Origin of the sequence: Enterococcus sp. AN402, assembly GCF_040719405.1 — a bacterium.
In the GTDB taxonomy this organism is placed as follows: Bacteria; Bacillota; Bacilli; order Lactobacillales; family Enterococcaceae; genus Enterococcus; species Enterococcus faecalis.
This window is the reverse complement of sequence record NZ_JBFDTM010000004.1, coordinates 201,810-215,789: the sequence shown is the minus strand read 5'-3', so window position 1 is coordinate 215,789 and position 13,980 is coordinate 201,810. Positions and strand designations below refer to the sequence as shown.

The following is a 13,980-nucleotide window of genomic DNA, read 5'->3' as shown; positions in this document are numbered from 1 at the left end:
CCTTTCCTTAATTGTAGTTTTTTTTACACCTTTGTCAAGTAAGTTGACAAAGGTTCTAATTAGTTGTAAAGTAGTTAATGCAATTTAATTTGAAACTTACAGAAAAAGGAGCGATATATGTGACTTCACAACAACCTGTGGATATTCACGGAAAACCTTATAACCGGTCGTTACTAGTCGGCGTTTTACTAATCGGAACATTTTGTACGATTTTAAACCAAACACTTTTAACGACGGCCTTACCTACATTAATGAAAGAATTTGATATCTCTGCTTCAAGTGTACAGTGGCTAACCACTGGATTCCTACTTGTGAACGGCATTATGATTCCCATCAGTGCTTGGTTGATTAACAAATTGAGTTCAAAAAAATTATACATAACAGCGATGTCAACGTTCTTAATCGGAACCATCATCTGTTTTGTAGCGCAAGACTTCGGCATGTTATTGACTGGACGTCTTGTTCAAGCCGCAGGGGTCGGCGTATCTATGCCTCTTTTACAAACAATTATGCTTTCAATTTTCCCGCCTGAAAAACGTGGCGCTGCCATGGGCACAACGGGAATTGTTATCGGATTAGCACCCGCTTTAGGTCCAACATTATCTGGTTGGATTATTGATTCTTATACATGGCGTGACCTTTTTGGGATGGTCATTCCAATTGTCGTTTTAGTCCTAATTTTAGCTTCATTTTTAATGAAAAATGTCATTCAATTATCTAATCCAAGTATCGATGTCTTATCGGTCATTCTTTCTACTCTCGGCTTTGGTAGCTTACTTTACGGTTTCTCAAGCGTTGGTGATAAAGGTTGGGGTAGCCCGCAAGTCTATGGATTCTTAATTGTTGGTGCGATTGTTTTATGTCTTTTTACATATCGACAATTGCATTTAGAACAACCTTTCTTAGAACTACGCGTTTTTAAATCAAAAGTCTTTACTGTTGCGGCCATTTTATCTGGCGTAACCAACATGGCAATGATTGGCGCCGAAATGGTTTTACCTTTGTATATCCAAAATATTCGTGGCGAATCTGCCTTCCATTCAGGGTTAATGCTTTTACCAGGAGCGTTAGTTATGGGACTTATGATGCCAGTAACGGGTCGCATTTTTGATAAAATTGGTGCCCGTCGTCTTGCGATTACCGGGATGTTTATTTTAACAGCTGCAACGTTACCGTTTGCTTTCTTAACAAAAGCAACACCTATTATTTATATCATTGTCCTATATGCGATTCGGATGTTTGGTATTTCGATGGTCATGATGCCTGTGACAACTTCTGGCATGAATGCTTTACCAATGAATTTATTAAGTCACGGAACTGCTGTAAACAACACCTTCCGACAAGTAGCCAGCTCAATTGGAACAGCTGTTTTGATTAGTGTTTTAACAAATGTTACCAAAGACGGCTTACCTGCATCGGACTTATTAAAAACAGCCCCACTCGCTTATCGCGATCAAGCAACAAACGCAACACTAAACGGTTATCACGCAGCCTTCTTCGTGGCAACAATCTTTGGCGTTCTCGGCTTGGCGATTACTTTCTTCTTAAATAAAAAAGAAGCGATGCCTGTTAAGGAAGTAGGTGCAATGAAATAATGATTATTTTCCTTTTAATCCTTTGCGTGTTAGGCTTTGCCTATACGAATGTATTTGACCGAAAAGTCTGGCATAAATGCTGTATGGTTATTTTTGGTTTAGGGTTCTTAGCTTCGTTAAGTCTTATCGTTTTAAACGATAAAGATCATTTTGGTATGACCGAAGTTACTCAGGACAAAACGTTTGAACTAAAAAGCAGTAGTTCAAGCAAAGATGGCCCCAACATGTTATTGTACCAGCCGTTGGGCGATGGTTCCGAAAAAGTTTATTTATATAACACACCAGATAAAAAGAAACTACAAAAAACAGGAACGGAAAACGTCACAAACACAGTTCAAAAAGATGCTCAAAAAGCCACATTAGTCCAAAAAACGACGAAATGGTCCTATCAAGAGTCTTGGGCCAAAACACTATTTGGCCTTGCTGACAACGATAACCAATTTGCAAAACAAGAAAACACCTTCAACATTGCTAGTGACTGGCTAGTTTTAAGTGCTGATCAAGCCAAAAAATTAGGCGAATATATGGAACAACATGCCGCTGATATCAAAAAAGAAGGGACTGAAACAGTTGGCAAAAAAATGATGGCTGCTATGATGGCGAATCCATCAATGTCCCAAGAAGAACAAGCGAAACTCACCGAACAATATACCAAAGAGTTTCAACAAGAATTGATTCAGAAAATTCTTAGTGACATGAAATAAAAAGAAGGACTGCCTGAGAAACTTATCAGGCGGTCCTTCTTAACGTTATTCCTATAAACTACACTTATCAATAAACGAGAGTTCTAAACATATCATTAATCATCGAAAACAATCTTACATGTCTATATTAATGTTCCAACTTGTCCAAAATTCCAAATAGCTTTATTTTTCTTTTTTAACTTTATTTGTTGCTTATTCTTCCAATTTAACGGATCTTGCTCATAGGTTTCAAAATCAATTTCAGCGACAAGCCATTCTTTTTTATTCTTGTCATAAACTAAAGTAACCGTAGCATTTTCACTTCCATCTCGAACATTTTCTTCCACTTTATCGTCTTTTAATCGAATTGAAATAGACAGGTCAATATATAAATCAAAACGAATCATTTGCAAATCATCAGTCACTTTCAAACTATCATTATTCATTATCAACACTTGAAAATCCTGACAATACATTTCCATTATCGGTTTGATTATTTCAAATGTTTCAATTAGCTCTTTTTTGACATCTTTTTCCACATTCGTTAATAAGTCAAAATTAAAATTATTTTGTATACAGTCATTATATGACTGATAAAAATCTGCAACCACACCTAAAAGCTGTTTTTGAATTGCCTGATTATTTAGAAATGTTTTTGAATCTGTTAAAATTACTTCCTTGTCCTGATCTAATGTGATTGTTTTCTCTTTAGACTCCAAGCCAAAAGAAGGATTTTCAACTTCAAATTCAAACTGATATTTTCCTGGAATCAATGGACCAATTTTATTGTTCTTGATTTCAACAGCTCTTTTCTTGTGAACAACAGAAACTTTCTCCAAATCACTCCCTGTTAATAACTGAATATAACGTTTTCGAGGTAAAAATGTCGTTTTCGGGAATAACCCTTTGGTTGTAACCTTCTTAAAATTTTTCGGATTCAGCAAAAACTGTTCATCTACATTCCCCGCTAATTGAGCAAAGAACAATGAATAGCTTTCTTTAGATATTGCTGAACCATCTGAATAAGTCGGACAAATCATCTTACCTGTGTCAGCGTCTCCCTCAGAGATAGTTCTAACTAATTTTTTTGCTATTGCTTCTGGTGCATAATAAATCCTTCTAATGACATAACTAGTAACGAATAGCGACAGCGTGAATACACACAAACTACCTATAACCAGTAGTTTCCTTTTTTTCATTATAAATACAAATCTCCCATAAATGCTTGTTTTAAATATTTAAATGAATGATTATTACTATTATCTGCGGTATCAATTGTCCACTTATCTGAATTTTTTGTTAAACGAACTTCATAGCCTTCACCACTTGAATAATCATTAGTATTAGTAGAAGCAGATTCAAACTTAGCAGGTAGTTGTTCTAATACATACTTTTCAGCATCGGTTTGCGCTTTGTCATAATCTGAATATTTCCCTTCATTTTTATCCACAAATTCAGAGACAATTCCTGTCAGATCAATACTATCAAAGTGAATTGTTTCTGGTTTTACATAAACAATCGCTGATTTTGGATAAAATTCTTTAAAAGAATAACTGATTTTTGCTTTTTTAGCATTTGCTGATTCAAATGCTTTCACCGCTGTCTCCAATTCTGCTTCTGAAGGTTTGTAATCGTAAAACTGTTCATTTAGCACTTGTCTAAACTCTTTACTAAATGTTTGTTGTTCCTCCCCTAAATTATTCGTTAAATTTTCTGCTGCTTTTTCAACTTGTTTATTTAAAAACACTGTATCAACAAAACCTTCAACTAGTTTTTGAGCTTCCTCTGAATTATCTGGATAATCTTTTGATTCAACAGCTACTTTGATATCCTTTTTCTTATCACCTAAAAAACTAACGGGTGCATAGTGAAGTTCATATTTTTTATCTTTATCTACTTTGAAAATAACATATCCATTAGTACTTTTTCCACCAGAAATAGATTCAAACTTAATCTGTTTAAAATTCTCATCCTCATTATATATATTTTTTTGAGCAATTTTATTGTCGTCTTCATCATAAAGATTAATTTCATCTGGAGATAAACTAAGTGTTTCTTTTCCTTTATTTTTGATTTTAATATTTAATGCTAAATAGCCCGTATCTTCTGTTACAGTTTCTTTTTCAGGAATAACATATGTTCCGTCTACAATCTGCATCGAAACCACTTTACTTGAAACTTCACCTTTCTTCTTTTCCGATTTATTTCCCCCTGTATTACCACACGCTCCAAGAAACACTATCCCGCACAAAAGTAATATACCCAACGACTTCCTAAAATATTTCATCTAAACACTCCTACTCTTTTTTTTATTCCGCAAGTAATCACTCACACAACAAATTATACCTAAATATTTTTAAAGTTCAAGATAAATATTTTTTTAAAAATATTATAAAAATAATAAATATAATAAATTTTACCAAAAAAATAATATTATAATGTACCCGAAACTTTGTAATGTTGTTACTTTTCCAATCTCTTTTTTCATTTAGACAAGAAAGGATATCCTTTTTTTAGTGAACAAACCTTAATAAATCATTTCTTCATAAAATCCAAACTATCTTATATAAAATTTAGTAGAATAATTTTAACAGTTATTTTAAAGTAACTATTTACAAAAAGAAAAACAAATAAATTTATAGAACTAGCATGGTAGATTTTTATCCACCTAAAACAAGCCTGTACAAAGTCAAACAAAAAATTCAAACTATTTTATTGGACTCCAATATTATTCAACATTTTTTCTACTATTTTTTAAATGTACATGTTTACATTTTAATTATTATTTTAAATTGTTTTTTAATAAAATATGCTTCCAGCACAATCATGTTGGAAGCATACCAAAGAATAAAAAACCCAAAATATATCTTTTTAATTATAAATCGCTTTAATCGGATCCATCCTCGAGGCACCAATTGCTGGAATAATCCCGAAAAAGATACCTGTGAAGACCGAAACTAATGTTGAAATAGCAAAGATGGACGGCGTAATAATTGGCGTAATCGAAATATACCCACCGACCACAGTTGCCAATAAATAGCCGCAGCCGACACCAATCAAACCACCAATCAATGTGATAAACGCTGCTTCCATTAAAAATTGGAATAAAATGACTCGTGGTTTAGCACCAATGGCCCGACGAATCCCGATTTCTCGTTTCCGTTCCGTGACAGACACATACATGATGTTCATGACGCCAATTCCCCCGACTAATAGGGAGATTGCAGTAATTGCCATCAGAAACATCGTCATACCCGTGACCATTTCTTCCATTTGTTGTTGGAGTTGTTGGTCTTGGTCGTTTTCTTTAAACGTTCCTTTCACTTCAGGATGATTTTCACTTAAAATAGTGATTGCCTGTCCTAAAATTGCTTCACGGTCCGCTCCCTCACGAACCTTAATATTGATGCCACTAATTGCTTTTGTTTTCGCTAATTTATTGTATGATTCTCGAGAAACAAAACTACTCATAGCAGTTGCCCAATCATCGTTCATACCCAAACTATCTAAATCTTTTGGTGCTAAAATACCAATCACCTTGTACATATAACCACCAATTGAAACAGCTTTTCCAATGAGTTGGCTAGGATCATCAAGCCGAATTTGCGCTTCAAAGATATCATGATTTAAGACAATCGCATCTGTATTTGCATCGCTCGGTTGAAAATCACGACCATATAAAATATCATTCTGCCCTTTAGTCGACGTAATGGATAAATTCGCTTGCGCCCCAAAATAATCCATTGGTACAAACAAATTGTCTCCGCCCCCCATCATTGATTCACCATATTGAGGATAAATACTTTCAATTCCTTGAATGTCTTGTAATTTTTTCAAGTCCACTCGGCTAAACGTATAATCTGGCTCTTCATAGGACATAAAATTGTCACTGCTACCATCTGACATTGTATAATGAATCTTCAAAACATCCGCGTTCACTGCACTGGATGCCTTCACAACTTGACGCTTCATCCCTTCACCTAGCGCAGAAATCGTTACGACTGATGTAATCCCAATAATAATCCCGACCATCGTTAAAAATACCCGCAACTTATGCGCCTTTAAGCTTAAAAAAGTACTAACAAATAAATTAGCAATCATCTAATCACCTCTTCTTCCAAAAAGCGACCATCTTTCATATGAATCACTCGTGAGGCATATTTTTTCATATCTTCATCATGTGTCACCATGACAATTGTTTTGCCCTGTTCATTCAATTCTTTCAATAATTCCATGATTTCTGTACCCGTTTCACTATCCAATGCCCCAGTCGGTTCATCAGCCATAATCAATAATGGATCATTCACCAAGGAACGAGCAATGGCTACTCTTTGTTGCTGTCCTCCAGAAAGTTCAGTAACTTTTGATTTGGCTTTTGTTTCCAAACCGACAATTTTTAGGTATTTTTCAGCAATCGCTTTTTTCTCAGCGCGGCTTTTTTTCCCTTCATAAACACAGGGCAATTGAACATTTTGACTAACATTTAAAGAATTAATCAAGAAAAATTGTTGAAAAATAAACCCTAGATATTCATTGCGAAAGGCTGATTTTTTATTTTCAGACAATTTTGAAACATCTGTTCCTGAGAAATGATAGCTTCCGTCTGTTAAGCGATCCAAGAAACCAATAATGTTCATCAGCGTTGTCTTACCGCTGCCGGACTTCCCCATGATTAAAATGAACTCTCCTTGATGGATGGTCAAGTTCAATTCTTTTAAAACATGTAGTTTTTCCTTACCTACCGGATAGAACTTGTTAATGTCCCGCAATTCAATGAGGGGTTGATTTGTATTGTTTGCTTCCACCATCAAGCCCTCCTATTTCGACGCATCTGTCATTGATTCGTTGGTTGCTGATTCATCAGAAGCAATCGCTGCATCTGATTCCACAATATCACCGACTTTTACTGGTTTTTTTGAAGAAATAACCACTCGGTCGGCTGATTCTAAGCCAGATTCAATCGCCATTTTGTCGCCATTTTCTTGCCCGACTTGGACATCACGACGAATGATGGTTCCAAAATCATTCACTAAAACGTAGGCCTGTTCACCCTCTTTTTGAATTGCTTTTTTCGGTAACTCAATCGCCCCTAAATCGCCTAAATCAATGGTTGCTTGCATATGATAGCCATTTTTGACTTTGTCTAAATTGGCCAACGCAATTTTGACGCTATAACTAGACATCGTCGTGCCGCCCTCTGGATTGCCACTCGCGGCATCGCTGTTGCCTTCAGGAGGATTATCATCGATGTAAGAAATTGAGCCATCCACAACCACATTGTTGGAAACAGAAGTTAGTTTAGCTTTTTGCCCAACACTAATTTTAGTCAAATCCTTTTCATTCACTTTCCCAGCTAAATAAAGATCTTCTGAAGTTAACCGTAAAATCGGTGAATTGGCATCTTTTACTTCTGGAATTGATACGCGGCCTTTGAAATTAGCCTTTGTGGAAATATATTGCTTCGCTCCTAAATCCGCTAAGGTTTCATTGGTAAAGGTAATCTCTTCATCTACCGCATCGACTTCTGTTTGATATTGTTCATTTAAATCATCACCAGACATCGTGCGGTCTTCTTCTTTAGTTTTATTAAATTTATCAATGGCCCGATTCCACTTATTATAGATATTCGCCCGCTTCGTTTCTAATTTGGCTAAGCTATTTTGTTGTGCCTCAATTTCTTTTGTGACCGCCTCATCTTCATAAGTAAATAATTCTGTGCCTGCATCTACGACATCGCCGTTTTTCACCTTAATCTCTGGATCCTTTGTTATTTTTTGATCGCGCGCAAAGGCTTCCATTTGTTCCGGTTGGATGACACCGTTAATATAAATTTGTTGCAAGTCAGGAACGTCAAAATAGTCAATTCCCCAGTCATCTTTAGGCGCTTGCTTGACAGCTACTTGTTGTGCATTTTTATTTAACGCATTCACAGTTACGATGCCCCCAACCGCAATTACCGCAACTGCCCCCAATATAATTATCGTTTTCTTCTTCATTTTCTTCGTTTCATCTCCTCATTCTGTCTATTTTCCCCAACAAACTAAATTGCTCGGTCGTTCACTTATAACTATTTAACCATGCTTGAATTCAAGAAACAAGGGCATTTCTCTAGGCCTTTAGTCTGATTTATTTCATTTTTGTTCATTTTTTTATTTATTTCACGACAATAAATAACCATTGTTGGGTCTTTGTATTTCAACAATCTAAAAAGGTTATTTTTATGTTATTTATAACTAAACTATGCGCAATCGAGATTTTTTGCTTCTTTTTTTATTTAAGGTACACTAGAAGAAACAATTGAAAGTGAGGGCTTGCCATGAAAATCATTATTTTTGGCGGTAGCGGTTTTTTAGGTCAACAAATCGCGAAAATTTTAGTCCAACGCCAACATCAAGTCATCAGTGTTTCACGTCATGGAAAGCCTGCCACGCTCTCCGCATCTTGGAGCCACCAAGTGCAGTGGGTATGCTCCGATGTTACTCGTGACACGAATTGGCAAGAACAAGTCCAACGTGCTGACTGGGTCATTGATACAGTAGGTATTTTATTTGAAAATCCACGAAAAAAGAAAACCTATCAACGGCTAATTCTGACGCCAGTGAAAAAAATCAGCTCTTTTTTAGCACAACAAAAAAAGCCAGCTAAGTTTTTATTTATTTCAGCCAATACTGTTCCTTTCCCTTTGAGAAAATATATGGATGCCAAATTGGCAGCAGAGGAACTAATCCACCAAGAAGTCGCCGAAGCAGTAATTTTTTATCCTAGTTTACTCGTAGGTCAAGAACGTACCGGCACCATACTTTTTAGTAAATGTATTTATTTTTTTAAGAAAATCCCCTTTTTAAAGAACTTATTTATTGGCTATGATCCCGTGCCTGTGGCAGAAATGGCACAAGAAATTGTTCACGTTTTAGAAGGCGGCAATTCTATTTACACACATAGAAGGACCCGTTAACAAGTTATCTCCCAATCGTCTCTGTCTAGAGGCGGTTTTTTTGTGTTACAATACAACTGTTCGAAGGAGAGAAGAAGCATGAAAAAAATTGCCATTATTGGCGGCGGCATTATCGGAATGACGTTAGCTAATTATTTAGATCCACAAAAATTTGACATTACCGTTTATGATGAAGGGATCGGCCAAGCGACTAAAGCGAGCGCTGGGATTATTTCCCCTTGGCTATCCAAACGTCGGAATAAGAAATGGTACCAATTAGCGCGAGAGGGCGCTGCCCTATTTCCAAAGCTAGTCAAAGATTTTCAGCTGACGGAGGATATTTATCGTCAATCAGGGACAGTCATTTTGCGTCCGGCAGCTGCTTTGGCAGACTTAGCCCATTTGGCAGAAGAGCGTAAGCAAACTGCACCCGAAATTGGAGAAATCACGATGTTGTCAGCAGTTCAAACAGCGAAGTTCTTACCGCTACTTAAGGAAACTCCCTCACTTTTTATTTCTGGCGGCGGTCGCCTAGATGGACCAGCTTATCTAAACCATCTTCAGAAACGCGCCGAAGCTAAAGGGGTCACTTTTTGCTCACAACGGGCGCACTTTCGACAACTGAATCAAGGGTGGGAAATTGTCACAAATTCAGGAAAAAAGAGCGTTGATTTTCTCGCTTTAACACCTGGTCCTCATTTAAAGGAATTACTCGCTACTTTAAATTTATCTGTGGACATTCGTCCCCAAAAAGGACAATTATTAGTTTTCGAGACCCCTTTTACAAACAGTCAGCAATGGCCTGTTGCTATGTTAGATGGCGAAGCCGATTTAATTCCTTTTAATCAAGGAAAAATTTTATTAGGTGCCACCCACGAAAATGATCAAGCCTGGGATTTAGAAGAGACTGTTAGCGCTTTTCAACAACTAACTTCTGGGACTGCACCATTTCTAAAAGAAGCAGAGCAGCTTTTTAAGCAACCCATGCATTACCGCGTCGGTACACGTGCTTATACATCTGATTTCGCTCCGTTTTTTGGCCCTTTGCCAGAAATGCCCCACCTTGTGGTTGCTAGCGGACTTGGTTCATCAGGACTCACTACTGGCCCATTCATTGGTTACCAATTAGCTGAATACTTCAATACAGGTGCCTTCAAAGGAGAGCTTTATCAAAAACCACTTAGTCAATATGTTAAAAACAACCCCTCACTTTAATCAGCGAGCGGTTGTTTTTTCCCTTTAATTAAGAAATGTGAAGTATCTTGGTAGAAGGATTTTGTTATTATGCTACTTGTGGTCGCGCATAGCGTTCTACGTTTTGTTTAATATTTTTAACCGTTTCTGGATCTTCAATGCCCGTTACTTCAGCAATCACTGTATCAACGCTTTCTTGGTCAAGCATTTCCTGTAATTGACGGCTTTGTTCATCTTCTGGATCATGATAATTAAAGACAATACCAATCATTGCTAATAAATGCGGCGACACTAGATTGCGTTCCTGTAATTCACGTATTGGTCGAATAAACCGTTCTTGCGCACCTAATTTTCTGATTGGTGTCCGTGCTACACGTGTAATAGCATCTGAAATATATTTATTTTGGAAACGTTGAATAATTTTTTCAATATAGGCTGCATGTTCTTGTTCATCAAAATTCCATTTAGCCACTAAAAGTTTACCGGTTTCCTGCAAAACTGATTTGAGTTGTGCTACCACTAAGGCGTCCTGCATCGCTTCGTCAATAGTTTGATAGCCTAACAACGCCCCTGTATAGGCAACTGTAGCATGGCCAGTGTTTACACTAAATAATTTTCGTTCAATATACGGCTCTAAATCAGCAACGTAATGAACGCCTTCTAACTGAATCTCTTTGGCTTTTCGGTTGGTATCATCAATGACCCATTCACAAAAAGGCTCAACTTGAACAAAAAGTGGATCTTCATGTTTTTGTAATGGAACAATCCGATCAACCGCCGCATCAGGAAAACCAATCCATTGTTCAGCATAAGCTGGGTTTTTCAAATATTTGGCCACTTCTTCTGCTAAAAAGGTTGAACCACCAATCATATTTTCACAAGCGATAATATCCAGCGGCTTTTGACAATTTGCTTCGGCACGTGCATCAATTCCTTGAGCAATTAATTCAGCAATTCTTGGTAAAATATTGGGACCAATCGCCGTCGTGACTAAATCGGCTTCCGCAATTGCTTCTACTACTTTTTCTGGTTCTGTCATGTTATTTAACCCGGTCACATTTTCAACGTTAATTTGTTGATGTGAGGCATCGGCCAATTCAATTGTATAACTTTTACGTTCTTTTAACGCTTGAATGATGGTTTCATTAACATCCACAAACGTAATATGAAACCCGTTTTTAGCTAAAATTTCGCCGATAAAGCCGCGTCCAATATTTCCTGCTCCAAAATGTACTGCGTTCATTCTTATTCTCTCCTTTAAGCAATGGCTAAATTTTCTGTTATTTCTTCTTTACTTAATGCGTCGGCAAGTTGCACCACGTTATCCATATCACTACAATAAAGTGCAATTTGTTGGACTAATTGCAAATGTTCTTCACCGACTCCGGCAATCCCAAATAATACGGTAGCAATTTTTTCATCTTCTTCGGTGCCAAAATTAACGCCCTCTGGGACTTGCACTACACAGATTCCTGATTTTTTCACTAATTTTTTGGCTTCTTCTGTTCCATGAGGAATGGCAATAAAATTCCCCATATAAACAGATAGCAATTGGTCTCTTTCAATCATTGCTTCGATATAAGCGGGCTCAACACAGCCTGCCTCGACTAGTTTTTCGCCGCAAAAGCGAATAGCTTCTTCTTTTGTATTAAACTGTTGATTTAATTCAATTGAAATATTCGTAAGATTTTCCATTGTTTTCTTCCTCTCTAGGCACTTTCTTTTAAGAGCGAAACCACTGTTTCATATTTTTGGGGATTAACCATACTTTTTACTGATAAGTGTGTCGCTTTCGGTGCTTTTTTACGGGCTTGTTCCGTTAGTTCAGCTTTTGTGACAATTAAAGCCTGTGTTTGTTGAGTTAATTCATTAATATTAATTTTTCGAATCGGCATTGAAATTTTCTCTTTATCTAAAATTTCTTCTAAGACTTTCATTCCCATCGTTGCTGACCCGACACGATCATCGTGAACCAAAAGAATCTCATTGACATTTGCTAAATCTCCCTCAATTTCAGAAGCAGGTGTTGCTTTGGAGGCTGTTGGTTGTGCGTCGTTTTTTTCTTTGGTACCTGATAGTTCAGCCACAATTTCATCATAACGTGGTGAGTTCAAGAAGTTTTCAACTGCTACAAAGGTTGCATTAGGTGCTTTCTGTTTGGCTCGTTCTTGCAATTCCGCTTGTGTGACAATCAATGTATTTCCCTCATCGGTCAAATTATTAATAGCCCGATTCGTCACAGTTTGTACTAAACCAGCCTCTTGGACCTTTTTCCGTAAGATAGACGCACCCATTGCACTAGAGCCCATCCCAGCATCACAAGCAAAAATAATTTGTTGAATTCCTGACAATGAAGCACTACCATTTGTGACAGTTAATCCTTTTGATGCTGCTTTAGCAGCTTGGGTTTCTTTCACTTTTTGGGCAAATTCATCACTTTCTTCTTTCGCATCTGCTTTTAAAATGACTGCGGATACTGCAAAGGAAACAGCAGTTGCTGCCAAAACACCTAAAATAACTGGTAAGTAAGAACCCATTGGTGTCATCGCTAAAATAGCTATAATGGAGCCTGGGGAAGCGGGCGCACGTAAACCAGCATCTAACGTTTGGAAAACCAAACTACCTGTCGCGCCACCTGCAATAACCGATAAGAATAATAACGGTTTCATCATTACATATGGGAAGTAAATTTCGTGGATACCACCAAGGAAATGAATAATTATTGCTCCCGGCGCAGAAGATTTTGCCGCACCTTTTCCAAAAAACATAAATGCTAATAAGACACCTAACCCAGGACCAGGGTTTGCTTCTAATAGGAAAAGAATTGATTTACCAGCCGATAAGACTTGTTCTGTCCCTAAGGGTGTTAAGATGCCATGATTAATCGCATTGTTTAAAAAGAGCACTTTTGCCGGTTCAATAAAAATACTCGTTAATGGAATCAAATGAGCATTTAAAATGATTTCCACACCACGTGCCATTGCAGCAGTCAGCGCATCGACAATTGGGCCAATCGCTGAAAAACCAAGTAAAGCTAACGCAAAACCAATTAATCCAGCTGAAAAATTGTTTACTAACATTTCAAAACCAGCTTTAATCCGATGTTGGAAATACTGATCAAATTTCTTAATTGTAAAGCCACCAAGTGGACCCATAATCATGGCACCTAGCATCATCGGAATATCGGTTCCCACAATCACGCCCATTGTCGCAATTGCGCCAACTACGGCACCGCGATCACCTGCAATTACTTTCCCACCAGTGTAGCCAATTAATAATGGAATTAAATAGGTCAACATTGGGCCAACCATCGTGGCAAAGGCTTTATTGGGCAGATATCCATCTGGGATAAATAGCGCTGTCAAAACGCCCCACGCAATCAACGCCCCGATATTGGGCATCACCATGCTAGATAAGGTACTGCCAAGTCTTTGGACTTTCGCTTTAATTGATACTTTATTTTTTTCTGGTACTTGTTCCATTTTTATTCCCCTTCTCTCAAGTAACTTTTCTTGTTGACTAAATTGTATCCGCTTTCCGAATCTGGAAAAAGTCGTACTTTGGCACAAACCAT

The 13,980-nt window shown here is 37.3% G+C and carries 12 protein-coding genes; 4 read left to right on the top strand and 8 right to left on the bottom strand.

The genetic code is table 11. The features are described 5' to 3' along the window. Window positions 1–77: 77 nt before the first annotated feature. Together AB1I62_RS02470 and AB1I62_RS02465 are read left to right on the top strand one after the other, a co-directional pair. A complete protein-coding gene (locus AB1I62_RS02470) occupies window positions 78–1,595 on the top strand; it encodes an MDR family MFS transporter (protein WP_104859231.1) in 1,518 nt (505 codons plus the stop codon). Beyond that, window positions 1,595–2,299 carry a DUF4811 domain-containing protein gene (locus AB1I62_RS02465; protein WP_104859232.1) on the top strand — a complete coding sequence of 235 codons (705 nt, stop codon included), beginning with the start codon at window positions 1,595–1,597 and terminating at the stop codon, window positions 2,297–2,299. The genes AB1I62_RS02470 and AB1I62_RS02465 overlap by 1 nt, the downstream gene beginning before the upstream one ends. Window positions 2,300–2,421: 122 nt before the next feature. On the opposite strand, the gene AB1I62_RS02460 is transcribed toward AB1I62_RS02465, so the two are convergent. The 5 genes from AB1I62_RS02460 to AB1I62_RS02440 form a co-directional block, all read right to left on the bottom strand. Continuing rightward, entirely contained in the window at window positions 2,422–3,477 is a 1,056-nt protein-coding gene (locus AB1I62_RS02460) for a hypothetical protein (protein ID WP_048737109.1), read from the bottom strand. After that, window positions 3,477–4,565, bottom strand: a complete 1,089-nt coding sequence (locus AB1I62_RS02455; protein WP_010819732.1) for a DUF4352 domain-containing protein — start codon at window positions 4,563–4,565, stop codon at window positions 3,477–3,479. Before AB1I62_RS02455 ends, AB1I62_RS02460 begins: the two co-directional genes overlap by 1 nt. A 584-nt stretch (window positions 4,566–5,149) precedes the next feature. Continuing rightward, window positions 5,150–6,379 (bottom strand): ABC transporter permease, encoded by a 1,230-nt coding sequence (locus AB1I62_RS02450; protein ID WP_002355288.1) that lies wholly within the window; start codon window positions 6,377–6,379, stop codon window positions 5,150–5,152. Then, on the bottom strand, window positions 6,376–7,086 hold the full coding sequence (locus AB1I62_RS02445; RefSeq protein WP_002383683.1) for an ABC transporter ATP-binding protein: 711 nt from the start codon (window positions 7,084–7,086) through the stop codon (window positions 6,376–6,378). Before AB1I62_RS02445 ends, AB1I62_RS02450 begins: the two co-directional genes overlap by 4 nt. A gap of 9 nt (window positions 7,087–7,095) precedes the next feature. Further along, complete coding sequence (locus tag AB1I62_RS02440; protein ID WP_002355284.1) at window positions 7,096–8,274, bottom strand: efflux RND transporter periplasmic adaptor subunit; 1,179 nt, start codon at window positions 8,272–8,274, stop codon at window positions 7,096–7,098. Between the two features lie 320 nt (window positions 8,275–8,594). Here AB1I62_RS02440 and AB1I62_RS02435 point away from each other — a divergent pair, with 320 nt between their 5' ends. Beyond that, window positions 8,595–9,233: an NAD(P)H-binding protein gene (locus AB1I62_RS02435; RefSeq protein WP_002373205.1), complete on the top strand. Its 639-nt coding sequence runs from the start codon at window positions 8,595–8,597 to the stop codon at window positions 9,231–9,233. A gap of 78 nt (window positions 9,234–9,311) precedes the next feature. Further along, entirely contained in the window at window positions 9,312–10,427 is a 1,116-nt protein-coding gene (locus AB1I62_RS02430) for an FAD-dependent oxidoreductase (protein ID WP_048737111.1), read from the top strand. 67 nt (window positions 10,428–10,494) lie between these two features. Here AB1I62_RS02430 and AB1I62_RS02425 read toward each other — a convergent pair whose 3' ends face one another. Genes AB1I62_RS02425 through AB1I62_RS02415 form a run of 3 tightly spaced genes read right to left on the bottom strand, consistent with a single transcriptional unit; the run spans window position 10,495 to window position 13,888 of the window. Continuing rightward, on the bottom strand, window positions 10,495–11,649 hold the full coding sequence (locus tag AB1I62_RS02425) for a mannitol-1-phosphate 5-dehydrogenase (protein WP_002355280.1): 1,155 nt from the start codon (window positions 11,647–11,649) through the stop codon (window positions 10,495–10,497). Window positions 11,650–11,663: 14 nt separating this feature from the next. Beyond that, a complete protein-coding gene (locus AB1I62_RS02420; protein ID WP_002355279.1) occupies window positions 11,664–12,101 on the bottom strand; it encodes a PTS sugar transporter subunit IIA in 438 nt (145 codons plus the stop codon). Window positions 12,102–12,115: 14 nt separating this feature from the next. Continuing rightward, window positions 12,116–13,888 (bottom strand): PTS mannitol-specific transporter subunit IIBC, encoded by a 1,773-nt coding sequence (locus AB1I62_RS02415; protein WP_002405272.1) that lies wholly within the window; start codon window positions 13,886–13,888, stop codon window positions 12,116–12,118. Window positions 13,889–13,980: the final 92 nt, after the last annotated feature.